The sequence below is a fragment of the Paenibacillus donghaensis genome (assembly GCF_002192415.1).
GTDB lineage: Bacteria > Bacillota > Bacilli > Paenibacillales > Paenibacillaceae > Paenibacillus_AQ > Paenibacillus_AQ donghaensis.
Map to the genome: position 1 here is coordinate 8,500,815 of NZ_CP021780.1, position 26,905 is coordinate 8,527,719.

The following is a 26,905-nucleotide window of genomic DNA, read 5'->3' on the forward strand; positions in this document are numbered from 1 at the left end:
CATATTCTGGCCGGGTTGTGTAAAAACCGTGTAAAATCAGCAATAACGGCTCTTTTTTGAAGCGAAACCGGCAAGCATCAGTTAATAACAAATTACTGTGGAAATTGTGGATAATGTGGATAGTTCCGTGGATAAAAAATGCTTGACAGTGAAAAAGGCGATTTATCGCATAAAAAAAGCCCCCAAGGGGCTTTTGAAACATAGAGTTATGCACGAATTCTGTGGATAGAGCTGTGGATAAGTATTTATGAACAAATCGCAAACTGTCTCAAAAAAAGTTTTCAGCTCATTTACACTATTCGTCAGCAAGAATTTCCCATTCATTGAAATACTCGCTAAGCTGCGTTTTTTTGGCCTTCAAATCCTGCTCATGATCCTGCAGCGCGAGATAATCCTGATAAACCTCGGGTTTTGTCATCTCGTTCTCGACACGGGCAATGGCTTCCTCCAGAGCGGCGATATTCTCCTCCAGCTCATTGATCCGCCGCTGGCGGTTGCGCTCCTCGCGTTTGGCCTGTTTATCCGCTTCGTAGGAGGTGGAGGTGCCTTTTTCGGCGGGCGCAAGCTCCTTTACGGTATTTCTGGAGGCAGTGGCAGCTGCCAACTCAGCGGCGTCCTTCGCCATGTCCTCCAATTCCTTTTTCTTCTCGACATAATCATCGTAGTTCCCGAGGTACTGATCAATCCCCTGGGGATGCAGCTCCAGCACACGTTCAGCCATTTTGTTCAGGAAATAACGGTCATGGGAGATAAAGAGCAGCGTGCCCTCGAAATCCATCAGTGCCGCCTCCAGCACCTCACGGCTCACCAGATCGAGATGGTTGGTAGGCTCATCAAGAATCAGCATGTTGGCGCCGCGCAGCATCAGTTTGGACAGGGATACCCGTGCTTTCTCGCCACCGCTCAGTGCTGAGATCCGCTTCTGGACATCTTCGCCGCTGAACAGGAAGTTGCCGAGGATCGTACGGATTCGGGCTTCCTCCAGCATGGGATATTCGCTCCATAACTCCTCAATCACCGTGTTGCGCGGATTCAGCCAAGTCTGCTCCTGATCGTAGTAGGCGATTTTGACTTTGGTGCCCCAGTTCACACTTCCGCCTTCCGGCTCCCGGGTGCCAATCATACATTGCAGCAGCGTGGACTTGCCGATGCCGTTGGGACCGATCAGTGCCGCGGTTTCGCCCCGGCGCAGCTCGAAGGAGGCATTCTGGAACAGTGGCTGGTCCTTGTTAAAAGCAACCTTAACCGCACGCACCTGCAGCACCTCTTTGCCGGATTGGAAATCAGGCTCGAAGGAGAAGCTGGCTCGCTTCAGAACGCCAAGCGGCCGGTCGATCCGCTCCATTTTGTCCAGGGCCTTGCGTCTGCTCTGCGCCCGCTTGGTCGTGGACGCCCGCACAATGTTGCGCTGCACGAAATCCTCCATCCGCGAGATTTCGTCCTGCTGCTTCTCATATTGCTTCAGACGAATCTCGTATTCGGCGGCCTTCAGCTCCATATAGCGGCTGTAGTTGCCCGTGTACCGCCGTGACTCATGGCGCTCGATCTCCACAATGGTGGTTACCAGCCGGTCAAGGAAATAACGGTCATGGGAAACCACCAGAATTCCACCGGCATAGCTGCGCAGATAATCCTCCAGCCAGGTAAGTGTCTCAATGTCCAGATGGTTGGTCGGTTCATCCAGCATCAGAAGATCCGGGGCCTGAAGTAGGATGCGCGCCAGCGCCAGCCGGGTCTTCTGCCCGCCACTCAGAGTAGAGATCGGGGTATCGGGTGCGAAATCGCCAAAGCCCATCCCGTGCAGCACACTGCGAATACGGGTATTCATCTCATAGCCGCCGTTGTCTTTAAACCAGTCGGAACGTGCCGCATACCGCTCCAGCAGCTCCTCGTAACGTTTGGGGTCTTCCGCCATCCGCGGGTCTGCAATAGCGGCTTCCAGCGTCCGCAGCTCAGCCTCGGCTTCAATTAGCGGGGCAAACACTGCGAGCATCTCCTCATGAATGGTTTTGTCAGACTGCAGTCCGCTGTTCTGGGCTAAATACCCGATCGTCGTTTCCTTGGATTTATGAATCTGCCCGCTGTCATAGGACATTTCACCTGCAATAATCTGCAGAAAGGTTGATTTGCCTGCGCCGTTGACGCCGACCAGACCTACACGTTCTTTCTCATTCACTTGCAGGCTGATGCCGTCCAGCACGCTTTGGATTCCATATGATTTCGTAATTCCTGTAGCTTGAAGAAGCATAACGATGAAACCTCCACCTCTTGCATATTTCGCTTCGACGCACCAGCGTCTCGGCCTGTTGCATACTTATTCTATAGTTTACATGAAAAGCGTTACCGGTGCGAGAGCTCTACAGATCAATGAAGCCTAAGCCATTCGGCTGGAGAAAGTGGGTTGGGCGACTATCTTGGCGAACGGGGGAGAAGAGTGGTAAACTGATCTTACATACGATGATTAGTTACACAAAATAGAAGGAGGCAGCAGGGCGATGATGTCTTATGAAGCTGCTGCAGAAGCCAAGCGGGTGCTGCGCAAGGAACGCCAGGCTGCCCGTGACCGGCTGTCTCCGCTGCAGCGGGAGCAGTTGTCCGCCAATGTATGCGAACATGCCTGGCACTGGCTGCTGCGCAAGGAGGCCCTTTCGCTGATGGCCTATGTGTCATTCCGCTCGGAGCTGGATACGAGTCCGCTGCTTAATGCAGCCTGGTCGCAGCCGCTTCGGGTGCTGCTGCCGCGCGTAATATCGGCAAGCGGCGAGCTTAGCGTGCAGCAGGTGACTTCATGGAGCGAGCTGGCGCCTGGTGCTTACGGTATTCCGGAACCACGGATTACCGAGAACCGGGTACCGTCCCCAGAGCAACAGGCGGCGCTGCCGCTTCCGGCGGTGGTATTCGTGCCCGGGCTGGCTTTTGATTCACGCGGCGGCCGCCTCGGATACGGCCGCGGCTACTATGACCGGCTGTGGACTTCCGTGCAGAGAAGAGTCCAGGCGGGGGAAACGGCTCCTGTGTGGATAGGTTTGGCTTACGGCATGCAGCTGGTTCCCGAGGTGCCGATGGATGCTCATGATGCCTTCATGGACATGCTGATTACGGAAGACGGCATCCTGCACTGCCGCAAAGGAGAGCAGCCATGGAACTGAGCCATTTCAACGGGCAGGGAAGAGCACGTATGGTCGATGTAAGCGAGAAGGAAGTGACCAAGCGAACCGCTGCTGCGCGCACGATGGTCAAGATGGCCCCGGCCACACTGGCGGCCATCCATGCCGGCAGCATCGGCAAAGGGGATGTGCTGGCTGTCGCCCAGGTCGCCGGAATTATGGCGGCCAAGAAGACGGCGGACTGGATTCCGATGTGCCATCCGCTGCCGCTTACCGGTGTGGACATCCGCTTCTCCGATAACAGCGAAGATGAACTATATATAGAAGCAATTGTCAAGACAACCGGCAAGACCGGCGTGGAAATGGAGGCGCTGACTGCAGTTTCCGCAGTGGCGCTTACGGTGTACGACATGTGCAAGGCTCTACAGAAGGACATGGTAATTGGTCCTACCCTGCTTGTTGCCAAAAGTGGAGGCAAGAACGGGGATTATGCGCTAGATACATAGAGAAGGAGGACAAACCTATGGCGTGGAAAACAGCAATCCTGACGGCCAGCGATAAAGGGGCCCGGGGCGAACGGGAAGACACGAGCGCCCAGGTCATCCGGGAGCTGGTAGAGGAAGAGCTTGGCGGCGAGATCGTGGAATACCGGATCGTGCCCGACGAGCAGGATGAGATTATTGCCGCATTGATTGAGCTTACCGATTATTTCAAGGCCGATCTGGTGCTGACTACGGGAGGGACGGATCTGGCGATCCGTGATGTGACACCGGAAGCTACCCGCCGGGTCATTGAACGTGAAGTGCCTGGACTCTCCGAAGCGATGCGCAGCACAGTCATGCAGAAGAACCGGGCGGTGATGTTGTTCCGGGGAATTTGCGGAATCCGCGGCCGTACGCTGATTGTCAATCTGCCCGGCACACCGAAGGGCGTGCACGAGAATTTGGCGGCTATTATGGACCAGCTGCCTGAAGCGTTGCTGATGGTGACCGGACAATTCCGCGAATAGACATGGGGAATGCTGTGCCTCCTTTTTTTTGAATACCGCTTCGTTTCAGCACTTCCGCTTGGATGTGTGACATATGTTATGGTATTATTAAATTATTGAACACAATGCCATGATCGGGTACGAGCGATTGGAATGAAGTTTCTATCCAAACCTTGAGGAGGAACACGCCATGCCTACTATCGGTACACCGGGAATCATTCTGCTGGTCATTTTAGCGTTGCTGCTATTTGGGCCGAATAAGCTGCCTGAGCTGGGACGTGCGGTTGGACGGACTTTCCGGGAATTTAAGGAAGGTGCGCGCGACATGGTTGCGGATACGGATACGGTCAAGAAGAGTGAGGCTCCCGTGCCGCAAGCCCCGCAGACTGCCGTGGCAGATATTCCGCAGGAGAGACGCTTGCCGGAATAACAGGAATGAATGAAATGCGAGGGTGGTCTTAAGTCTGTTCAGACTTCAGGGACACCCTTTTTTTGTATGCCTTACCCGGGAATACTGCCCCTGACTTAGGACAGCGCGGCCGGGCCGGTTCTACTATTGTCATGGGAGGGTGGCAGCATGTCGCTGGAAGCTGATTCTGGAAAAATGTCAGTGGTGGACCATCTGACCGAGCTGCGCAGACGGATTATTTATGTGCTGCTTGTATTTGTGGGCGGTCTGATCGCCGGATTATTCTGTGCCAAGCCAATCTATAATTACCTGATCCATGCCGATCTGGCACAAGGCTTTGTGCTCCACGCCTTCTCCTTCTGGGACGGAATTGGGATGTATATGAAGATCGCGATGGCGGTCTCGCTGCTGCTCAGCGTGCCGTTTATTGTGTATCAGCTGTGGGCTTTTGTCAGTCCGGGCCTGCGGGATGAGGAGCGCAGCGCGGCACTGCGTTATGTGCCTTATGTGTTTGTGCTGTTTATGCTGGGCATCGCCTTTGCCTATTATGTGGTGTTTCCGCTCGCCCTTTCGTTTACGATATCCATTACCCGCAGCATGGGACTGGTGGAGACGTATGGCATCGCCCAGTATTTCAGCTTCATGTTCAGTCTGGTACTGCCGCTGGCCTTATTGTTCGAGCTGCCGCTGCTGGTGATGTTTCTGACCAAGCTCAGAATTCTGAATCCCCTGCGTCTGCGAAAAATGCGGCGTTATGCCTATTTCGTGCTTGTGTTTATTGCGGTGGTGATTACGCCGCCTGACTTCATCTCGGATTTCCTGGTTATGATCCCGCTCCTGGTGCTGTATGAATTCAGCGTATTCCTGTCTGCGCTCGTCTACCGCAAGCAGCTTGCTGCCGATGCGGAGGCGGAGGCACGTTATAGTCAGCATAAATCAGGTTAAAAATGACAGTTTGGTCTATAGCTGAAGAAAGCCCCTTTACAGAATCTTAGGATTCTGTAAAGGGGCTTTCTTAAAATATAAGAATTTATAGGTTCCACGCCATAAATTATCCTTCTATTTCTCGCAGAAACGGATGCCTGAAAGCGATATGTAGTATCGCTGCTTCGGAAGCATACGCTTTGCAGAGGACGGCGAAGCCGTTTTTTCTTAGTATGGAGCGGGTCCAGTTGACTGGCGGATTAGTAGCTTTGTCGGCAGAAGCAGTTCTGTGAAGGGCTCATTTGGATGGTCCATTCGCCATATAAGCTGCTCTACCGCTTTCTGGGCGTAGAGCTTCAAATTCACATCCATGGTAGTGATAGTAGGAATAGACATTTGAGAGAGATATCCATTGTCAAAGCTAACAATAGATACTTGACCAGGTATCTGCACTCCAAGCTTCTGGAGCGTTGAGCATAGCAAAAAGGAAAGACCGTCATTCACACAAAACCAAGCGCTTGGTTGTTCTTCTAACGATTCAATAGCGCTCAATATATAACTGGCGTTTTCCTTAGCGTCTCTTAGAATCCACTCTTCTCGAATAGGAATACCAAATTCATTCATCGCTAACAAGAATCCTTCCAACCGTTCATAATAGCTGGGGGAAAAAGAAATGTCAGTTAGTATTCCGATCTTTCTATGACCTAATTCGGCTAAATATCGGACAGCTTCGAAAGCACTGAAACGGTTATTGGTTAAGATGGAGTCTGCATGGATGTAAGGATGATGATGGTCGATCAACACGGTGGGCTTGCCTGTTGCGATAATCGAATTAATGTAGTCGGTAGTGATGTGGGATAAGATCAATACCCCATCTATGGATTGATTCTGCATTATCGCGGGAATGAGCAATTGCTCTGCCGTCCCCTGGCTAATCGATTGGATTTGGAGGTTCATTCCTCGGGCAGCAGCCTCTTGTTCAACAATTAAATAGATTTCCCCGAAGAAACTCTTCATTGAAAAGGCGAAATCCGAGGCAATAAGCGCAATGGTGCCTTTCTTTGGAGATGGAGAATAAGATTTTCTGTTAGTGGAAGAGTACACATATCCCATTTGACTCGCTATTTCCAAAATCAATTTGCGAGTTTCCTCACTCACCCCGGCTTTACCAGATAATGCTTGCGAAACGGAGTTCTTGGAAAGGTTTAAACGTTCGGCAATGTCCTGCATCGTTACTTTTTCTTTCATTGCGTTACACCTCAAGTATTCAAGTTTTGGTAAGTTAACATTAGATTACAACATTTTTTGTAACGTTACAACTCACAATCTTCCACCCAGTATGTCAAAGGATTTTAAGGGGTTGACAAATAAAATGTAATGTTAAATAATAGGGTTATTCAAGCGCTTACAATTATATTGTAATTCTATTTTGTAACGTTACAAAAACTGAAGATTGATTCAAATGTTTTAAACAGAAAGAGGAGGTCAACATCGATGAAAAGAAATATTTGCGGGCTAATTGCCATCATTATGGTATTCTCCATACTGGCGGGATGCAGTTCAAAGAAGAATGATGCAGCCACAACAGCTGACGGAGTTACCACAATTGAATTCTGGGCGGCGAACAATCCTACTCAACAGGCGTACTGGCAGGAGATGGCCAAAGCGTATGAGCTGAAAAATTCCAAGGTTAAAATTAATGTTAGTGTGATTAAAGAATCACCAAGCTCGGAGGCTACGATTCAGGCAGCTATTGCCGGTGGAAGCGCACCAACAATCTCAGAGAATATCAATCGCGGATTTGCTGCTCAATTGTCAGCAAGTAAAGCATTGGTGCCTTTGGATACCTTAACCGGCTTTAGTGATATCATTACTGCCCGTAAGATGTCGAGTACGATCGAGCCATGGAAATTTGCGGATGGTCATCAATATGTGCTTCCGATTTACTCCAATGCCATGCTGTTTGGCTGGAGATTAGATCTTCTAAAAGAGCTTGGGTACGATACCCCTCCTCAAACATTCAGTGAAATTCTAGCCTTGAACACGAAACTTAAAGCAAAATATCCGGATAAATTCATTTGGGCTAAGGGGGATCTAGCTTCCTCAACTGCTTGGAAACGTTGGTTTGACTTCTTTATGATCTATAATGCTGCTTCAAACGGAAATAAGTTTATTGAAGGAGACAAGTTCGTTGGAGATGACAAGGCTGGCATAGCTACACTCCAATTTGTCGATGATCTCCGAAAGAACAAAGGTATTCTAGCTCAAAATGTTGCTGATCCTTTTGAGACAAGCACCAGCTTGTTCATTGACTTGGGACCTTGGACCTTCACCAACTGGGCTGAGAAGTTCCCTGAGATGAAATACAACGAGAACTATACATTATCAATGCCTCCGGTACCGGATGGTGTAGATCCGAAAGCTTCCAAAACCTTTGCAGATACCAAGGGGTTAGTTATTTATGCTTCTGCTACTAAGGAACAGCAAGCAGCAGCACTGGAATTTGTTAAATGGGTATATTCCGATCCGAATAACGATGCCAAATGGTTCGAACAAACCAAACTGCCACCAGCACGTGATGATCTATCAACAAATGAATCCTTTAAAGTGATTTTGGATAAGAATCCAGAACTGAAGCCGTATGCGGAGAATGTTCCAAACGCTGTTCCTCCAATGGACAACCCTAAATTCAATGATCTGCAGACCATCCTCGGAGAAGAGGCTTGGACTAAAGTTGTCCGTGGAGAAATCGATCCTACAACGGGTTGGGAGAATGCGAAGAAAGCTATTGAAGAGGCACTAAAATAAGGGGGGCTCTTCAACAATGAAAGAAAATAACAATCGGTTGGGCTGGTTTTTCACCAGTCCTTACCTTCTTTACTCCATCGTTTTTTTTCTGATTCCACTGATCTGGTCCTTCTATCTGTCCTTTACCAATTGGGACTTGATCGCTCCAGACTTTCAATACATTGGTTTTGATAACTTTGTTAAAGCGATAAAATCACCAAGTGTTCATGCCGCATTCTGGGTGACCTATAAATTTATGCTGGTATTCGTGCCGCTCGTCTCTGTCATGGCGTTAATAGTAGCTGTGTTAGTGCATAGCCTCCCACGGTACAAAAGTCTGTTTCTAGTCGGATTCTTCTTGCCCTATTTGTCTTCTGGAGTAGTTTCCTCCTTGATCGTACAGGGTTTTCTATCTTTTAACAGCCCTGTGAACATAAGCCTTCGAAAGATCGGAATTCATATTGACTGGTTAGGCACCTCATGGTCCGCATTATTCATTGTTGGACTGATTCTGGCTTGGAAATTCACGGGTTATTATGCCCTTATCCTAACCGCCTCTCTGGAGAGCATTGATCAAGAAGTATATGAAGCTGCAGCTATTGATGGAGTAACTGGCAATCAACGCTTCTGGAGTATCACCTTGCCTTTGCTGTATCCTGGTTTCTATACAACGCTCATACTGGCTTTTGGTGTGACCTTCGGGATCTTTACCGAGGTTTACCAGCTGACAGGAGGCGGACCAAATTTTGCGACAAATACATGGCAGATGGAGATTTTCAGCCAAGCCTTTAAGAACCTGCAGGCAGGTTACGCTTCGGCAGTAGCTTTGTTAGCGGCTATAGCCACCTTTATATCGATCTATATCATTAGAAAACTGCTTGAAATGTGGGGTGCTCGAAATGGTTGGGTCTAAAAACAATAAAAGGACTAGGCTAGTCATACTTTATTCTCTGGCATCTATTCTTCTGCTCGTCATGGTATACCCATACCTGTATATGGTGCTCAATTCCTTTGCGGATTGGAAGCAAGTGGACAAAAAACTGATCCCCACATCCTATACGTTACAATCGTATTCATGGTTGTTTACGGGTGGAGAATCAGGGATCGCCCGACCGTGGTTGGGAGCATTTTTTAACAGTGTAATCGTGTCGCTTGCATCCACAGCGCTAATGATGCTGTTTGCAGTGATGGTGGCCTACGCCCTTTCCAAACTTAAGTTCCGGGGACGCGATACTGTCAATAACTTCATTCTGTTTCACATGTTCTTTCCATCCATCATCCTGCTCATTCCCAGTTTCCTGATCATTCAAAAGCTGGGTTGGTATGATACCTACTGGGCACTGATCATTCCTAAAGGAATGAGTTTATGGGCGATTTTCATGTACACTAACTTTTTCAAGGCCGTTCCAACTGTGTTTATAGAAGCTGCAAAGCTAGATGGAGCTAAAGATTTTCAAATTCTATACCGAGTTATGATACCGATGTCTAAATCGATTACAAGCGTCATTTTCTTGTTCCTACTGATGGAACGTTGGACGGAATTGTTATGGGATATGATCATGGTTCAAAACGATAACATGCTGACACTCAATGTATTGTTGTCACAGATGTTTGGCCCTTATGCAACTTATCCGGGCCCTTTATATGCCGGTTCTGTACTCCTATCGCTGCCGATTATTATCCTGTTTATTATTTTCGGCAAGAACTTTCAACAAGGCATGCAGGTTAGTTTGAAGTAGATAAACTGAGCTGTATTTCTGGAAGAAGGAGTGTAGATACGGCGGCAATTCGGACCAATATATAACCATCCTTGGGAGGGAAGTTTTCCTTGAATTTACAATTACCAACTTTAAAATCATGCGAACAATTATTACAGGAGTTTATGTCAAAAAACCACGGTGTATATGAAGCCGCCAAGCTCTCTTTCACTGGTGTAGGCGATAAAGATGTTTACAATATATCTGCTCCTTTCGAAGATGAGGGCGAACTTGTTATTGCAGGCCGGGTCGAGTCAAGAGATAGTGAGCATTCTGAAGTCTATTTTTTTGTAGAAAGAAATGGTGAATGGGTGCCTCGTGAAGGTGCGCCTGTGCTGACTCTACAGGATCCATTCTACACAAGAATTGGTCAAGAGCTTATAGTGGGTGGTGTAGAAACTTTTCCACATCCCAAAAAAGAACATGCGCTTATGTGGAGAACTTGCTTGTACAGAGGAAAGGATATGGCCCATTTGAAGCCTTTCTTTATGGGCCCTGATGGGATGAAAGACCTTCGATTAATTGAACTTCATGACGGTACGATTGGAGTATTTACTCGGCCCCAATGGAAGGGGAGAAGGGGTGGACGCGGGAAGATCGGCTTCTTGCAAGTATCTTCTCTGGATGAGTTAACGAATAAAGCGATTGTTGAAGCTCCACTTTTGGATCAGCAGTTTTTTGATTCAGCATGGGGAGGTGCCAATGAGGCACACCGATTAAAAGGTGGACGGATTGGTGTGTTAGGACATATCGCTTGTTACGATAAACAGGAACGTCGATATTATCCTATGGTGTTCACCTTAGATCCAAAGACAGGCGAACATACAGACATTGAGTTGATCGCTGTTCGTGCCAATTTTATTCCTGGACCTTCCAAGCGTCCTGATTTACAGGATGTAGTATTCAGCGGAGGGCTACTTCGTCATGAAGATGGAACGGCTACGCTATATGCGGGAATAGGTGATGCAGAAGCGCAGCGAATCACGATTGAGGACCCTTTTATCCGTTATGACAAACTTTACCTCTGAGGAGTTTACGCAAATGAATATACAAAGATACGCCGAGAATCCGTTAATTACTCCTTCTGATGTGAAACCGCACCGGGAAGACTTTGAAGTGATTGGAGCCTTTAATGCAGGGATCGCCACTTACAAGGGTGAAGTACTGATGCTGCTACGTGTAGCTGAACGTCCCATAAGTGAGGACCCCACTATAGTGAAGGCCCCAGTCTATAATCCCGAAACCAATGAACTGGAGCTTTTAAAGATTCGCAAGGATGATCATCGTTATGACTTCTCAGATCCTCGTGTAATTCGGAACAAGACAAAGAGTGGAACTTTTCAATATCTGACTTCGTTGTCCTATATCCGTATAGCTAGAAGTAACGATGGGCATCACTTCACTGTGGATGAGAAGCCGTTTATCTATCCTTCTAACATTCAGGAGATTTTCGGAATCGAAGATCCGCGAGTAACGCAGATTGGAGATACGTATTATATCTACTTCTCAGTTGTATCACCTGTCGGTATTGGGGAGTCCATGGTTTCAACAACCGATTTCGTTACTATGAAGCATCATGGGATGATTTTTGGACCGGATAATAAGGATGTGCTCATTTTCCCTGAGAAGATAAACGGTAAGTATTATGCCTTGCACCGTCCCACGATGAAGAGTGTCGGAGATCCGAACATTTGGATCGCTGAATCAGATAATCTCTTATACTGGGGAAATCATAAGCATCTCCTTGGACTTCGGGAGGGAATGTGGGATAGCGGTAGAATCGGTGGAGGAGCCGTCCCTTTTAAGACAGAGAAAGGTTGGTTGGAATTGTATCATGGAGCGACACTTGATCATCGCTATTGTATGGGGGCAGTGCTGCTTGATTTGAATGATCCTTCCAAAGTGATCGCCCGCTCGAATAAGCCTGTTATGGAACCGGAAGCTGACTATGAGAAGAATGGTTTCTTTGGAGATGTCGTCTTCTCCTGTGGAGCGATTAATGAAGGTGATATTGTCAAAATGTATTATGGCGTAGCTGATACATCTATGGCGTGTGCGGAGCTCAGTCTAAAGGAAATTCTGGATAGCTTGGAATGACTATACGAGTGAACAGAGCGGAGGGCCTTACGGGATTCTGGAGAATCGGTAGTGTTCGCCTTTAATGCCATGAATGGACGAATTAGAGGTAACATTGCCCCATAGCCACCTACGCGTTACTCCTTAGAAAGCTAAAACCTCAATCAGAAGGCAAGGGACCTTCGGAGTAAATTAGATGCGAAACTGCAACTAATTTACTCCGAAACACCCATTATCAGGATAATAAGTGCATATCTGCAACTAAATTCGAGTAAAGCAAGCTTATTACGCTCAAAATCCTAAATTAGGTGCGTTTTCGCACTTATCTCCTCCAACACAGAAAAAAACGGCTAAATAGATGCAGTTTCGCAACTAATTCTTTGGACTGGACATATGAGACTATATAAGATGAACTTAAGAATGAAACGGTGGAGTTGTCAGAATGCCAAAGAACCCTCCGAACCCGTAGCGGGCATCATTCACAAGGGGTCAACCGCTGATTTTGATTTTGAGCCTCTTTTTGTGGCATAATTTTTTTCGGAGTGGATAAAATGTATGAAGGTATGACTTGTACAGGCCCTAAAACTATATTTTCTCAAAAAAAGAGGGCGATTTGTGTAAAAGGACTTGAAATTCCCATTCAAGTTGAGTATCATAAAAATTGTTGTTAGCACTATAGGTTGTCGAGTGCTAATGTTCTGGAAAGTATGGGAATGGGCGTTATATGTCATGCCTAGTTCGTATTTTTCAAGATTACCAGTGAATCTGAGGATTCATTTGGTGTCCTAACTTAATTGTTTTCAAGGTAAACAACATAATTCAAAGGAGGCTATTTTTCATGATCAAACCATTGGGTGAACGCGTATTGGTAGAAGCGAGTGCAGCTGAAGAAACAACTTCTTTCGGTATCGTGCTTCCGGACTCTTCCAAAGAGAAGCCGCAAGAAGGTACAGTAATCGCAATTGGCAGCGGGGCTTTGAAGGATGGAGTACGTGTACCGCTGGAAGTTAAAGAAGGCGACCGCGTTCTTTTCTCGAAATATGCCGGCACCGAAGTGAAATATGAAGGCAAAGAATACCTGATTATGAAAGAAAGCGACATTCACGCCATTCTTGGCTAAGTGCAGCCATTCATAGCAACACCATAAGCAACTTGTCAAATACTTACAGGTACGAAGTAAATCAAGGAGCGTATGCTCACAAAACTTGGCATATGCTTACGAAGCGAGTTTTGCACGAAGTAAATCTAGGAGCGTATGCTCACAAAACTTGGCATATGCTTACGAAGCGAGTTTTGCACGAAGTAAATCAAGGAGCGTATGCTCACAAAACTTTTAGGAGGTTACTTTCACATGGCTAAAGAAATTAAATTCAGTGAAGATGCTCGCCGGGCAATGCTTCGCGGTGTAGATGCTCTGGCAAACGCAGTAAAGGTTACACTTGGACCTAAAGGCCGCAACGTGGTGCTTGAGAAGAAATTCGGCAGCCCGCTGATCACCAATGACGGTGTTACCATCGCCAAGGAAATCGAGCTGGAAGACGCTTTTGAGAACATGGGCGCACAGCTGGTTAAAGAAGTAGCTACCAAGACCAACGATGTAGCCGGTGACGGTACGACAACTGCAACGGTTCTGGCTCAGGCCATGATCCGCGAAGGTCTGAAGAACGTAACTGCAGGCGCTAACCCAATGGTTATCCGCAAAGGGATCGACAAAGCGGTTAAAGCTGCTGTAATCGAATTGCAAAGAATTTCCAAGCCTATCAAAGACTCGCAGGCTATTGCTCAAGTGGCTTCGATCTCCGCTGCGGACGAAGAAGTTGGCCAACTGATTGCTGAAGCTATGGAAAAAGTCGGTAAAGACGGCGTTATCACCGTTGAAGAATCCCGTGGGTTCCTGACTGAGCTTGAAGTAGTAGAAGGTATGCAGTTCGACCGTGGTTACATTTCCCCGTACATGATTACCGATACGGACAAAATGGAAGCCGTTCTGGAGAACCCGTACATCCTGATCACTGACAAAAAAATCAGCAGCACGCAGGAAATCCTGCCATTGCTTGAAAAAATCGTTCAGCAGGCACGTCCATTGGTCATCATCGCTGAAGATATCGAAGGCGAAGCTCAGGCTATGCTGATCGTAAACAAACTGCGCGGAACCTTCAACGCTGTTGCTGTTAAAGCTCCTGGCTTCGGCGACCGCCGCGAAGCTATGCTGCAGGACATCGCTGCCCTGACTGGTGGTCAAGTGATCACTGAGAAGCTGGGTCTTGACCTGAAAAGCACTACCATCGAACAGCTGGGTAACGCTCGTCAAGTGCGCGTAACCAAAGAAAATACTACAATCATTGACGGTAGCGGCGACAAAGCAGACATCACTGCACGCGTCAGCCAGATCCGTTCCCAATTGGAAGATACCACTTCCGAGTTCGACAAAGAGAAACTGCAGGAGCGTCTGGCTAAATTGGCTGGCGGCGTAGCCGTTGTCAAAGTAGGCGCTGCAACTGAAACTGAACTGAAAGAACGCAAGCTGCGCATCGAAGACGCCCTGAACGCAACCCGTGCTGCGGTTGAAGAAGGTATCGTATCCGGTGGCGGTACAGCGCTTGTGAACGTATATGCTGCTGTGGCTGCTGTAGAAGCAACGGGCGACGAAAGAACCGGCGTGAACATCGTGCTGCGCGCTCTGGAAGAGCCAGTTCGCACTATCGCTGCCAACGCTGGACAGGAAGGTTCCGTTATCGTGGACCGTCTGAAGAAAGAAGAGATCGGCATCGGCTACAACGCTGCTACCGATGAGTGGGTGAACATGTTCGAAGCCGGTATCGTTGACCCTGCGAAGGTAACACGTTACGCGCTGCAGAACGCAGCTTCCGTGGCTGCAATGTTCCTGACTACCGAAGCGGTTATCGCTGACAAACCAGAGTCTGATAAAGGCGGCGCAGGCATGCCTGATATGGGCGGCATGGGCGGTATGGGCGGCATGATGTAAGATATTTCCAACTGTATAAATCTTGCGATTGATAATAGAAAAGAATGCTGCCCGGTGGATTATATCCTCTTGGCGGCATTCTTTTTTTGAAATGGGGAATCGCGAATATAGTTCAGCTGTGAAAAGGGGAAGGATGTCCATTGGATGCCGGGGGGCAATTTCTGGACCGTGGACATTCCTATTCCACGGCGATCTTCGTGCACAGCGAGCAGCAGCGGCTTCAGGCGGAGGCGTCCAAGCAGGCGCTGCAGGCAAGCCGCCGCTTCAAGGGGCCCATCGTGACTCCGATTCTGCCTGCGGGGCCGTTCTATGCTGCCGAAGCAGAGCACCAGGGCTATCACAAGTCCAGTCCTGATATAGGAATATATTTGATTCGGTTTAATAAAAAGAATAATCATTCACAGCTTTATTCAAATATGGTAGCATGGGAACACATCTATTTTGATGGAAAATATGGACATATCTAACTAGGATTGGAGTTGACATCATGCTGAAAGTCCTGATCGTTGATGATGAGCCATGGGTTCTTGAAGGACTTAGAACGATGATTGACTGGGGGGAATACGGTTTTGAGGTCTGTGCGGAGGCTCTCAACGGATCTGACGCGCTGAGGCTTATCCAAGAACACCAGCCGGATTTGGTACTGACCGATATAAATATGCCTGTTATCAATGGTCTGGAACTCATTGCGCAGATACATGAATTAATGGTGAAACCGCCAAGGTTTGTGATTCTAAGCGGTTATGATGATTTTGAATATGCCCGTGTTGCATTACGGCAACGAGTGAATGAATATTTGCTAAAACCAATTGATGATGAGGAAATAGAATCCTTGCTGGATAGGCTTAGTACTGTTATCAACGATGAAAACGCTTCCAGTCAACAACATCATAAAAAGCGAGCTTTTATCGTTAAAAACATTATAAACCGTCTGATTCAAGGGGAGTACAACGAGAGTCTGGAGCTTCTGAGTCGGAACTTAATGAAGCTGAACAATGATTCGGAACTACTGTGCATTCTTATGAAATCAACTTCGCCCGTGACGGATTTTAATCAACAGATTAATGAGTATTTCCCTGAAGGATCAGCCTGCTTATTTCAGGATGGAGCCGGAAGAACCGGGATCATCGTTCAGGCGGATTCTATATCCTCAGAAAATGTGGACGCGGCCGTCTATCAGATTCGCAGGGATTTGGAGAAACATATGCAAGAACCGGCAATAGTGGCGGTTAGTGACAGGTTGATTGGCTTGCGGACTATTCAAGAGCTGTATTCACAGTCGCTTGAAGTATGGAAACTTAAGTATCAGAAGGAGAAGAGCGGAGTTTTTTATTATAAGGAATTAAGGAACATTAAGAACGGGAATGAACTTGAGGAACAAGGCTTTGAACAACTGCTTGCTAAGGTCCAAGTGAATGATGAATTACAAATACAGGCTTCTGTTAAGGCTATATTTGCCTCCTACTCGGAACGACAATTCTCAATTGAAGCCGTGCAAGCCCTTGTGGCTCATCTGGAATTAACGATATGCAGGCTTATAGCAGAAATGAAGGGTGACCCCAATAGGATAATGAAAAAACTGCAGGCAGAGTTCGGGAATCTGGGTGAACTTAGTGATTACTTTTTATTAAGAAACTATGTTCATAGACTATGTCAACAGACGGCTGGTTATCTATCGGAGTTAAAGCGGCAAAATGAAGGGGATACGATTTATAACGTTATTCGGTATGTAGACCATGAATTCCGTAATAAATTGCAGCTCCAAGAATTGGCAAGACAATTTCATATGAATTCTACCTATTTGGGGCAACTGTTCAGGAAAAAGACGGGTCAGAGCTTTAATGAATATGTGAATGGTAAACGGATAGAAGAAGCCAAAACGCTTCTTAAGCGGACTCAATTGAAGATATTCGATATAGCTGTTCAAGTGGGGTTCTCGAACGCGGACTATTTCATCGATAAGTTTAAGATGAGCGTGGGAGTAGTTCCCTCTGCATATAAAAATGAAAACAAAAATAAGCAGCTCTAAGGAGAAGGGTGCCGGATTATGAAGAGAAAAAATCTCAGGTTTGGAAGTATAGTTAATAACATTCCGCTGAACTATAAGTTTTCACTTATCTACATCGTAGGTGTTCTTCTGCCCATAATCATCATTAACCTTGTATTTTTGGACCGAATTTCCGATCTTATCAAATCAAGAGAGCAACAGAATCTGGAAATATCATTGGAAAGAGCAAGAAAAGATATTCATGATTTTATAGAAGGAGGCTTAGCGGTCAGTTACGCTCTTTCCAATGATAAGAATTTGTATGAAATGCTTGATCGGACCTATGAGAACGGGTCAGATTTCTATGCTACCTTTGACGAACAGCTTAGGGATCGGATGAACAGCTATATGCCTGTGAATAATCAAATCCAGCGGATTAGCGTGTTTACGAGGAACAACTCTATTGTTTCCGGGGGCAACTATCAGATCATTAATCGGAGTATTTCAGAGAGTGAATGGTACAAGCAGTCAATTGCCTCGAACAATCATGTTAATGTTACCGCTTATCGTGTTAATGAAACCGTTAACAGCCCCTCTACGACACCATATCTTAGTGTGATTGAGCAGATGGATAAGTACAACTCTTTGGATAAATATGAAAAAATTGTGAAAATTGACTTGGACCTCAGTAAAATTTATGACTTCATTATCCGGGAAAAGGACTACCTCAGTTTATATCTGATTAATGAGCAGAACCAGATTGTTATGTCCGCACAAAGTGGTTATCAGAGAGTGACGGAGGAACCTTATCCTCTGTTCAGGATGCCGGATGATAAGCATGAGGAAGACATTCATGTCGTATCAGTAGGTAACGCTAATTATATTAAGGGCTGGCGTCTTATTGGCATCACAGAGGGAGAACGAATTTCCCAAGCCATGCTGGATATAAGAATGTATGCAGGTCTTTTGGCGGCTGCTGTAACAGTGTTAACTTTTATTTTTTTATATGTTATGCTGCGGTCCTATAATTATCGCGTAAAGCGGCTGTCCAGACATATGCAGAAGGTTACGAATGAGAAGTTTGAGTTAATCCAAATGGACGAGGGTCAGGATGAAATCGGCGGATTGATCCGGAATTTCAACAGAATGACCGCCAGAATTAATTCGCTCATTAACGATGTGTATAAACTGGAAATTCAGAAAAAAAATCTCGAGATGGAAAGAGTTAGAGCCGAGCTGAATTTCCTGCAAAGTCAGATGAATCCACATTTTTTATTTAATACTCTAAATGCGATCCTTGTGGTCTGTACCAAAAATAATTACACCGATGTTACCGATATTATCAAAAGCTTATCGAAGCTGCTGCGAAGATTATTGAGCTGGAAGGATGATCTGGTTTCCCTGCAGGAAGAGTTATTATTTATAGAAATGTATCTCAAAATTGAAAAATTCCGCTTCAGGGATAAGTTTGATTATTGTTTTGAAATAGACGAGCAGGCACTTCAATACAAAATTCCGAAGCTCAGCATGCAGCCGCTTGTAGAGAATTCCTGCAAACATGGCCTGCAGGCCATAGAGGGCATTGGAATAATTAAAGTAAAAGCTGTGGTTGTGGATAGCCGCTTGCAAATTACCGTCTCGGATAACGGCAAAGGGATCGAAGCGGATAAACTGAAGGGATTATTATTTACGATCCAAAGTGAGACTTCATCGGGAACCAATATCGGAATTCGTAATGTATACCGGAGACTGGAATTATATTATGAGGATCAAGTACGTTTTGAGATCAGCAGTATCCCTAACCAAGAGACGGTGGTTATATTTGAGATTCCGTTAAGGTTGCTTGAACGGATTCAATAGCCAGAGAGCGAGGGTCACCTATGAAATATAGAGTGCTACTTATTGATGATGAGCCGAGTGCACTTGAAGGCATGTTATTGTGGATCAATTGGGAGGAGCTTGGCTTCGAGGTATGTGGAACCTCCAGCAATGGCAGGGAGGGGCTGGAGCTGATTAGAAAGCTTCAACCTGATCTGGTGATTACGGATGTGAATATGCCGCTGATGAACGGGCTGGAGATGATTGCAGCGTGGCAGCAAGAGGGCTCCAGGGAGACTAAGTTCGCCATAGTAAGTGGTTATAGCGAGTTTGAATATGCTCAGACCGCCATAAGGTATGGAATCAGCTATTATCTGCTGAAGCCGATTTTTCCGGAGGAAGCAGCGGAGGAATTAATGGAAATTTATCAGGAGCTGGAACAAGAAACACGGAATCGGAATTTAAACCAAATCGCCTCTTCGGAAGAGATAGTAACCCTTATTAAAGGGCTTTTACATGATAAACCCGCAGACCAGGCTGACCTTGAGGTTCTGTCCAGATTGTCGGCAGGGAAAAGCTATTGGAATTTCTGTCTGATGCAGACTGAGCCGGCTATATATGCGGAATTAAGAGAGAGAACAGCTTCTATGCTAATTGACGGTGCCCCGATGTTTCTGATTGACCTGGAAGCTAATGTGTTTGGGATCGTATACGGTACCCATTCGGATGAAGAGGATGAAATTTCGTATGTCATTACCTCTCAGCAGCGGGATTATTCGAAACAGCAAGTACATATTGCACTGGGGGGCCGCGTAACTTCCTTATTGAGAATAATGAGTTGTTATCAGACAGCAAAAGAAACGATCTTGCATTATTTTTATGGTTCTGAATATTCCGGATTTCTATCTTACAAGAATCTGCAGAATAAACCCTTCAGTTACCACTATGACCAAATGGAGCTCATGGATGCCATGATAAGATCGATTAACACGTTGGACAAATCCGGGTTTAGTCAAGCGGTGGATTCCGCAGCGGGAAGCTTTCGTGAGATGTATATTGCTCCGGAGACTGTGAAAAAGATCGTTATCCATATCATGTACAAAATCATAGCGTTTACTCCTGAAGGAAGCAGAGGACAAGGGTCTTCAGTTGTGTCAGAAATCAGAATTCCTGAAATACTGGATTCGATGATTTCGTTTGAGGGGTTAATGAATCATTTGCTCTTTTGCGGCGAGGCGATTATTGATATTCAGCTAAATGAACAAAATCAAAAGTCACGGGGAATCGTGCAGGAAATTAATCAATATATTCAGGAGCATTATCGCGAAAGCCTGACTATAAAACAGCTCTCGGAGATTTTTTTTCTGCATCCGGTGTATCTGGGACAATTATTAAGCAAAAAGAACGGTCTCCATTTCAATGAGTTACTGCATAATCTTCGAATTGAAGAAGCAGCACGTCTGCTTCGCGAAAATAAGTTGAGGAGCGCTCAAGTGGCAGAAAAGGTAGGATATTCTAATTATTCTCAGTTTCTAAAGCAATTCGAAAAGAAAATGTCGATGAGCCCGAATGAGTATAGGCAGGCTAAGTTCTAAACTTTTTTGGGGTACTCCTTTAATTAGGTTGTATTTTCAGACAAAAAACACCTCTATAATTTACTCATGTAAGTGCTTACAAAATGGATATACCAAAAACATGGAGGTGTTTTAATGGGGGGCAAGTCGAAGTCGTCAATGTTCAAGCTTAGTTTGGTAACGTTGTTATCCCTTAGTCTTACACTGGCAGGTTGTGGTGGAAACAATAACAACAGTGCTGCCACCAAGGAGGAAGGTAACAAACCCGCAGAAACTGCAGCTGGAAATACAACAGGCTCGGAGGAGAAGATTGAACCTTTCGAGATTAGTATTTTTCTCGGTGAGGCGGGTCAGCAGCCTACACCGGACAATAAGATTTATAAAAAGATCAAGGAAGAAACAGGCGCATCATTCAATTTCGAATTCTTGGCTGGGGATCTTAAGCAGAAGCTTGGCGTTATGATTGCTGGTCAGGATTATCCAGACTTGATGACTGCCAATACCCAACTGACGGCAGCAGGCGCATTTATTCCTCTCGAAGATTTGATTGAAGAACACGCTCCGAATTTGAAAGCGCATTACGCAGATTACTGGAACATGATGAAAGACCCAAATGATGGACATATCTACACGCTTCCAAACTATGGTGCGTATAACGGTAAAATGAGTACAACCTATTATTCAGGTCCAGCTTTCTGGATTCAGAAAGCTATACTTAAAGATGCCGGTTATCCACAGGTTAAAACATTGGATGAGTATTTCGATCTCCTCGTCAAATATAAAGAGAAGAATCCAACCATTGATGGAACTCCAACGATCGGATTTGAGATTCTTAACAACGACTGGAGAAACTGGGGGTTGTTTAACGCTCCTCAGCATCTGATTGGACATCCTAACGACGGCGGAGTAGTTGTTAAAGATAACGTTGCAGAACTCTTTGCTGATAAAGACTATGCTAAGCAGTACTATCAAAAGCTTAATGAAATGAACGGATTGGGTATTATCGACCAAGAAGCATTTGTGCAGAATTATGACCAATATCTAGCGAAACTGTCTAGTGGAGCTGTTCTGGGAATGTTTGATCAGCACTGGAACTTCCAGAAAGCAGAAGATTCACTCTCGACACAAAACAAAATTGAGAGAACTTATGTAGGACTTCCTCTTGTATATGATACCAACACCAAAGACTACTATCTTGATCGGCCAGCTCTTAACTTGAATAATGGTTTTGGGATCACTGTTAATGCTAAAAATGCTGTGAAAATCATAAAGCTAATGGATAGAATGATTCAAGAAGATTGGCAAAAAGTGCTCACTTGGGGCATTGAAGGCGAAGATTATATAGTAGAAAACGGCCGTTTTATGAGAACCGCAGAACAACGTGTGAACGCAGTTGATGCTACATGGAAGCTCAGCAACAAAGCAGACGCGTGGTGGGGTACCGCTCCGAAAATGCAAGGGTACTTTGCAGATGGGAACTCAACGGACGCCGCAGCTCAACCTGAAGAATACAAGGCAGGATTGAAGCCATATGATAAGGAAATCCTTGACGGATACGGAATAAACAGTTATGCGGATTTCTTCAGTGAGCCTGGGCCAAACCCAGTAGCTTATCCAGCTTGGTCCATAGATCTTGTCGAAGGCTCTGATGCCAAAATTGCCGAGACGAAGATGGGTGAATTGAAAACCAAGTTCTTGCCAAAAGCAATCTTGGCTAGTTCATCAGATTTCGATAAAGTTTGGAATGACTTTGTTAAAGAAATGGGTAAAGTGAATGTCAAAGCCTACGAAGACAGAATCAATGAACAGCTTAAATGGAGATTTGATACCTGGAGTGTAAAATAGTCCGCCCTTTGTTTCAAAAATCAGAAAGTGGTGGCTCATGAGCCCACCACTTTCTGAAATATATGGATGATGTGGGGAGAAAACTATATATGGATGAGATTTTAACGGAAAAAAAAGTTAACCGGCATCCTAAGAGAAAAAAGAAGCAACCTATTACTTGGTCTTTGATCAAGAATCAGAGACAGCTGATTTGGATGTCGGTTCCTTTAACGATGTATATTGTACTATTTGCTTATGTTCCCGTTTGGGGATGGACTATGGCTTTTCAGAATTATAGACCAGCTAAGGCTTTTGGCGAACAAACATGGGTTGGCTTTAAACACTTCAAGTTTCTTTTTACGGACGATAACTTTTTAAGGGTACTGCGCAATACATTGGCGATGGGAATAATTAATCTCATTCTAGGATTTATGACTGCGATAATACTGGCCTTGCTACTTAATGAAATCAAAAATGTCCTTTGGAAAAGAACAGTTCAGACCATATCTTATTTGCCGCACTTTCTCTCTTGGATTATTGTAACAGGGATTGTAGCTACCTCCCTCTCGGTTGGCGACGGGATCATCAACGTCGTACTCATGAAATTGCATCTTATTGATTCACCGATCCTTTGGTTGAGTGAAGGGAAGTATTTCTGGGGTATTGTGGGGGCTTCACACATCTGGAAAGAAGTGGGATGGAGCACGATTATCTATTTGGCTGCTATTGCTTCTATTGATCCAGCATTATATGAGGCTGCAGAGATTGATGGAGCTAACCGGTACAGAAGAATGTTCAATGTAACATTGCCGGGAATTAAAGCAACCATAGTAATCCTGTTGATAATGTCCGTAGGACATGTACTGGATGTCGGTTTTGAGGTACCGTACTTGTTAGGGAACGGTCTTATTATGGACTGGTCAGAAACGATTGATATATTTGTATTGAAATACGGGATTGCGCAAGGGAATTATTCCTTGGCCACTGCGGGTGGTATCTTTAAAACAGTCGTAAGTGTAACGTTGCTGCTATTAGCTAACTGGACTTCGAAGCGGCTAGGGGAAGAGAGGCTGTTATAATCATGGAAAAAACTCAATTGATACCTCAAAAATCTCCAAAGAGCAATGTTGGAAAACGTATAAGATATATGGGCGTCGAGCCTATATTGTTTGGCACCTTCAATACTGTATTTATGATATGTCTAGTGACTGTTACCTTGTATCCATTCCTGAATACAATAGCAATCTCCTTGAATGAGGGGAATGATACCATCCGCGGCGGCATTTATCTATGGCCAAGAGAGTGGACTATACAGAACTACAAGGCTGTTTTTGCCTCTGGTACAATTATTCCTGCCTTTTGGGTTTCGGTAGCACGAACAGTATTATCTACGATCCTAAATCTATTCTTAACCACGATGCTTGCATATACGTTAAGCCGGAAAGAATATGTTTTCCGCAAGCAAATTACCTTTGTATTCGTCCTCACCATGTATTTTAGTGCGGGTCTGATTCCAAACTATTTCCTTATTAAGGATCTTCATTTGCTCAATTCGTTCTGGGTATATGTAATACCTTCGATGGTAAGTGCATTTAATATGATCGTCATCCGTACTTATATTGGTTCCTTGCATGAAAGTCTTATGGAATCCGCAAGAATCGACGGTGCTGGAGAATTTACAATCTTCATGAGAGTAGTCTTTCCTTTGTGTAAACCTGTTCTTGCTACGATCGCCCTTTTTGTTGCAGTAGGTGCATGGAACTCATGGTTTGATGCTTTTATCTACACATCTTCCCGCCAGAACTTGAGTACATTGCAATATGAATTGATGAAGTTAATATCATCTAGTATGAATGCGAATAGTGACCCTAGTGTGGTTAACGGGGCAGGGGTAACTGCGGAGTCTACGGGGTCAATGGTTACTCCAATGTCCATTCGTGCAGCCGTTACCATCGTTGCTTCGGTTCCAATTTTGCTAGTCTATCCATTCATGCAAAAGTATTTTGTAGTTGGAATGAACGTAGGAAGCGTGAAGGAATAACATCGGTTATCACTATTACAAGTACGGAAGGTTGTTAGTTTACATGATGATTCAATCTTCAATCTCATATTCGAATCCAATTCTTCCGGGCTTCTATCCCGATCCAAGTATTACCCGGGCAGGGGATGACTTTTATCTGGTCTGTAGTTCCTTCGAATATTTCCCGGGCGTACCTATCTTTCACAGCAGAGACTTGATTCACTGGACACAGATAGGACATGTGCTGGATCGGATGAGCCAGCTCGATATCAGAGGCTGCAAAAGCTCAGGTGGCATCTTTGCTCCGACGATCCGGTATTATGACGGTATGTTTTATATGATAACTACAGATGTAGGGGGAAGAGGGAACTTTTACGTTACAGCTGCTGATCCTGCGGGTCCTTGGTCAGATCCGATTAGTATCCCCTATGGAGGAATTGACCCCTCTCTGATGTTTGATGACGATGGAAGGGTATATGTCACTACACAGCAGGGGGCGGATTATGATTCCCATGCCATTCAATATGAGATTGATGTGGCCACAGGGGAAGCGTTAACTGAACCTGTTGTTATCTGGACCGGTGACGGAGGACCCTGGACGGAAGGGCCACATTTGTACAAAATAAATGGAATTTACTATATTATGACCGCTTCAGGAGGAACGGCAAAAGAACACCGTGAAATTATCGGTCGTTCTTCCTCTCCTTATGGTCCTTTTGAGCGGTTGCCGCATCCGATATTAACGCATAAAGATACGGAAAGTCCTATTCAGTATTTGGGTCATGCTGATTTGATCGAGGATAACAATGGGGATTGGTGGGCCGTATTTCTAGGCGTGCGGCTCGTGGATTCCAAGTATACCGTGCTGGGTAGAGAGACTTTCCTTGCCCTGTAAGCTGGAGTGAAGATGGCTGGCCAATGATTGATAATAATGAAGATACCGTCGGATTGGAAATGAAGGTTCCGCGTGTACCTGGATCGTCGCCCAAACCTGCCGATAGCGGCAGATATGAATTTGACGATGACACGCTGCCCTTTTCATTGACGTTCCTGCGTAATCCGGCTGAAGGTAGCTGGTCATTAGGCGAACGCCCGGGCTGGCTGTCTCTTCGGGGACAACCAGCCAGTCTAAATGATATTGGCCAGGTAGCGTTCATTGGCAGAAGACAGCAGCATGTTAAGGAAGAATGGAGTACGCTGCTGGAATTAACAAGCACACAGGCCAGCGAAGAGGCAGGATTATGCGTTAGATTAGATGAGAAGGCACATTATGCAATTGGACTGGGCCAACACGAGGGTCAACGGGTCATTGCAGCTTATTTGACGGTTAAAGGCAAAACCGAAATAGCTGCATCCATTCCAACTACAGCCGAGAAAGTGTACCTGAAAATCCAAGCGGATATTGCAAAATATTCGCTGCTGTATTCTCTGGATGGTCAGGAGTGGCATGAACTGGCTGTCGGAGCGGCGTATCCCTTGTCTCCACAGGCAATGGAAGGAAACGGCTTTACCGGTGTGGTTATCGGTATGTATGCAACAGGTCATGGGGAGATCGCAAGGGAGCAAGCCTACTTCGACTGGTTTGATTACCGTATAGGAGGTTCTTCATGAGAGAAGCTAATCATTTTACTGAACCCTCTTTAAAATCATTATTTTCTGAAGATTTCAAAATTGGAGCGGCAGTGAATCCCTTGACGATTCAGTCCCAGGCGGCGCTGCTGGCGTATCACTTCGGCAGCATCACTGCGGAGAATGAGATGAAATTCGCCAGCCTGCAGCCGCAGGAAGGAATCTATACCTTCGAAGAAGCGGATCAGTTGGTGGCATTCGCCCGCAAGCACGGGCTGGCCATGCGCGGACATACCCTTGTCTGGCATAATCAGACGACGGATTGGCTGTTTCAGGATAAGCACGGCGGCCTTGTGGACAAGGTGACGCTGCTTGCCAGGCTGAAATCGCATATCGATACGGTTGTAGGACGCTACAAGCAGGATATTTATGCCTGGGATGTAGTGAATGAGGTGATAGCAGATGAGGCTGACCAATATCTGCGTCCGACGAAGTGGCAGGACATTGCAGGAACCGACTATATTGCCAAAGCTTTTGAATACGCGCATGAGGCTGATCCGCAGGCCATGTTATTCTACAATGACTATAACGAGTCCCAGCCCGGCAAGCGCGACAAAATATACACCCTGCTGAAGTCGCTCGTGGAGCAGGGTGTTCCCGTGCATGGCGTCGGCCTGCAGGCCCACTGGAATCTGTACGATCCTTCGCTGGATGATATCCGGGCCGCGATCGAGAAATATGCTTTACTGGGTCTGCAGCTTCAGCTCACAGAGCTGGATCTGTCGGTCTTCCGATTCGACGACAGACGCACCGACCTGAAGGCTCCTGGCGCGGATCTGCTCGCCCTGCAGGCGGAGCGGTATGATGCGGTATTCCGGCTGCTGCGGGAATACAGCGATGTTATCAGCGCGGTCACCTTCTGGGGAGCGGCGGATGATTATACCTGGCTGGATGATTTCCCGGTCCGTGGGCGGAAGAACTGGCCGTTTCTGTTCGATGAGCGGCAGCAGCCGAAACCGGCCTTTAGCCGGATTGCCAACGCCCTGCTGTAGAACGTGAACTCAAGAATGTTATATTCG

The 26,905-nt window shown here is 46.0% G+C and carries 23 protein-coding genes and 1 pseudogene; 22 read left to right on the forward strand and 2 right to left on the reverse strand.

Annotated elements, in window-relative coordinates; genetic code table 11:
• Window positions 1-295 precede the first annotated feature (295 nt).
• Window positions 296-2,248, reverse strand: a complete 1,953-nt coding sequence (locus B9T62_RS38325) for an ABC-F family ATP-binding cassette domain-containing protein (RefSeq protein ID WP_087920037.1) — start codon at window positions 2,246-2,248, stop codon at window positions 296-298.
• A gap of 247 nt (window positions 2,249-2,495) precedes the next feature.
• On the opposite strand from B9T62_RS38325, the gene B9T62_RS38330 reads away from it, so the two are divergent.
• The 5 genes from B9T62_RS38330 (at window position 2,496) to tatC (ending at window position 5,449) form a co-directional block, all read left to right on the forward strand.
• A complete protein-coding gene (locus tag B9T62_RS38330) occupies window positions 2,496-3,149 on the forward strand; it encodes a 5-formyltetrahydrofolate cyclo-ligase (RefSeq protein WP_087920038.1) in 654 nt (217 codons plus the stop codon).
• On the forward strand, window positions 3,140-3,613 hold the full coding sequence (moaC, locus tag B9T62_RS38335) for a cyclic pyranopterin monophosphate synthase MoaC (RefSeq protein ID WP_087920039.1): 474 nt from the start codon (window positions 3,140-3,142) through the stop codon (window positions 3,611-3,613). The genes B9T62_RS38330 and moaC overlap by 10 nt, the downstream gene beginning before the upstream one ends.
• A 17-nt stretch (window positions 3,614-3,630) precedes the next feature.
• Complete coding sequence (locus B9T62_RS38340; RefSeq protein ID WP_087920040.1) at window positions 3,631-4,116, forward strand: MogA/MoaB family molybdenum cofactor biosynthesis protein; 486 nt, start codon at window positions 3,631-3,633, stop codon at window positions 4,114-4,116.
• A 169-nt stretch (window positions 4,117-4,285) separates the two neighbouring features.
• Entirely contained in the window at window positions 4,286-4,525 is a 240-nt protein-coding gene (tatA, locus tag B9T62_RS38345) for a twin-arginine translocase TatA/TatE family subunit (RefSeq protein WP_087920041.1), read from the forward strand.
• A 147-nt stretch (window positions 4,526-4,672) separates the two neighbouring features.
• Window positions 4,673-5,449, forward strand: a complete 777-nt coding sequence (gene tatC, locus B9T62_RS38350; protein ID WP_087920042.1) for a twin-arginine translocase subunit TatC — start codon at window positions 4,673-4,675, stop codon at window positions 5,447-5,449.
• Between the two features lie 207 nt (window positions 5,450-5,656).
• Here the strand turns inward: tatC and B9T62_RS38355 are convergent, their stop codons facing one another.
• Entirely contained in the window at window positions 5,657-6,676 is a 1,020-nt protein-coding gene (locus tag B9T62_RS38355) for a LacI family DNA-binding transcriptional regulator (protein ID WP_087920043.1), read from the reverse strand.
• Between the two features lie 246 nt (window positions 6,677-6,922).
• Here B9T62_RS38355 and B9T62_RS38360 point away from each other — a divergent pair, with 246 nt between their 5' ends.
• The 17 genes and pseudogenes from B9T62_RS38360 to B9T62_RS38435 all read left to right on the forward strand — a co-directional run bounded on the left by B9T62_RS38360 (window position 6,923) and on the right by B9T62_RS38435 (window position 26,878).
• Window positions 6,923-8,236 (forward strand): ABC transporter substrate-binding protein, encoded by a 1,314-nt coding sequence (locus tag B9T62_RS38360; RefSeq protein WP_087920044.1) that lies wholly within the window; start codon window positions 6,923-6,925, stop codon window positions 8,234-8,236.
• Window positions 8,237-8,252: 16 nt separating this feature from the next.
• On the forward strand, window positions 8,253-9,128 hold the full coding sequence (locus B9T62_RS38365) for a carbohydrate ABC transporter permease (protein WP_087920045.1): 876 nt from the start codon (window positions 8,253-8,255) through the stop codon (window positions 9,126-9,128).
• Window positions 9,115-9,954 (forward strand): carbohydrate ABC transporter permease, encoded by an 840-nt coding sequence (locus B9T62_RS38370; RefSeq protein ID WP_087920046.1) that lies wholly within the window; start codon window positions 9,115-9,117, stop codon window positions 9,952-9,954. The genes B9T62_RS38365 and B9T62_RS38370 overlap by 14 nt, the downstream gene beginning before the upstream one ends.
• 89 nt (window positions 9,955-10,043) lie before the next feature.
• A complete protein-coding gene (locus tag B9T62_RS38375) occupies window positions 10,044-11,000 on the forward strand; it encodes an MTP-1 family protein (protein ID WP_245864275.1) in 957 nt (318 codons plus the stop codon).
• Window positions 11,001-11,013: 13 nt separating this feature from the next.
• Complete coding sequence (locus B9T62_RS38380) at window positions 11,014-12,069, forward strand: BtaManbiosPhlase (RefSeq protein ID WP_087920047.1); 1,056 nt, start codon at window positions 11,014-11,016, stop codon at window positions 12,067-12,069.
• 817 nt (window positions 12,070-12,886) lie between these two features.
• A complete protein-coding gene (groES, locus tag B9T62_RS38385; RefSeq protein ID WP_087920048.1) occupies window positions 12,887-13,168 on the forward strand; it encodes a co-chaperone GroES in 282 nt (93 codons plus the stop codon).
• Between the two features lie 231 nt (window positions 13,169-13,399).
• Window positions 13,400-15,034, forward strand: a complete 1,635-nt coding sequence (gene groL, locus B9T62_RS38390; protein WP_087920049.1) for a chaperonin GroEL — start codon at window positions 13,400-13,402, stop codon at window positions 15,032-15,034.
• A 137-nt stretch (window positions 15,035-15,171) separates the two neighbouring features.
• Window positions 15,172-15,387: pseudogene (locus B9T62_RS38395) on the forward strand (peptide-methionine (S)-S-oxide reductase); the annotation flags it as partial.
• A gap of 134 nt (window positions 15,388-15,521) precedes the next feature.
• On the forward strand, window positions 15,522-17,063 hold the full coding sequence (locus B9T62_RS38400) for a response regulator transcription factor (protein ID WP_087920051.1): 1,542 nt from the start codon (window positions 15,522-15,524) through the stop codon (window positions 17,061-17,063).
• 18 nt (window positions 17,064-17,081) lie between these two features.
• Entirely contained in the window at window positions 17,082-18,881 is a 1,800-nt protein-coding gene (locus tag B9T62_RS38405; protein ID WP_087920052.1) for a sensor histidine kinase, read from the forward strand.
• A 20-nt stretch (window positions 18,882-18,901) separates the two neighbouring features.
• The gene (locus B9T62_RS38410; protein ID WP_087920053.1) at window positions 18,902-20,434 is read left to right on the forward strand and encodes a response regulator transcription factor; all 1,533 of its coding nucleotides are present in this window, start codon (window positions 18,902-18,904) and stop codon (window positions 20,432-20,434) included.
• A gap of 114 nt (window positions 20,435-20,548) precedes the next feature.
• Complete coding sequence (locus B9T62_RS38415; RefSeq protein WP_087920054.1) at window positions 20,549-22,258, forward strand: type 2 periplasmic-binding domain-containing protein; 1,710 nt, start codon at window positions 20,549-20,551, stop codon at window positions 22,256-22,258.
• 89 nt (window positions 22,259-22,347) lie between these two features.
• Window positions 22,348-23,316 (forward strand): ABC transporter permease, encoded by a 969-nt coding sequence (locus B9T62_RS38420; protein WP_087913401.1) that lies wholly within the window; start codon window positions 22,348-22,350, stop codon window positions 23,314-23,316.
• Between the two features lie 68 nt (window positions 23,317-23,384).
• A complete protein-coding gene (locus B9T62_RS38425; RefSeq protein WP_169834502.1) occupies window positions 23,385-24,278 on the forward strand; it encodes a carbohydrate ABC transporter permease in 894 nt (297 codons plus the stop codon).
• A gap of 43 nt (window positions 24,279-24,321) precedes the next feature.
• Window positions 24,322-25,152: a glycoside hydrolase family 43 protein gene (locus tag B9T62_RS41560; RefSeq protein ID WP_342746144.1), complete on the forward strand. Its 831-nt coding sequence runs from the start codon at window positions 24,322-24,324 to the stop codon at window positions 25,150-25,152.
• Window positions 25,153-25,175: 23 nt separating this feature from the next.
• Entirely contained in the window at window positions 25,176-25,868 is a 693-nt protein-coding gene (locus B9T62_RS41565; RefSeq protein WP_342746145.1) for a beta-xylosidase family glycoside hydrolase, read from the forward strand.
• Window positions 25,865-26,878, forward strand: a complete 1,014-nt coding sequence (locus B9T62_RS38435) for an endo-1,4-beta-xylanase (protein WP_087913404.1) — start codon at window positions 25,865-25,867, stop codon at window positions 26,876-26,878. The genes B9T62_RS41565 and B9T62_RS38435 overlap by 4 nt, the downstream gene beginning before the upstream one ends.
• The last annotated feature ends 27 nt before the right edge of the window (window positions 26,879-26,905 follow it).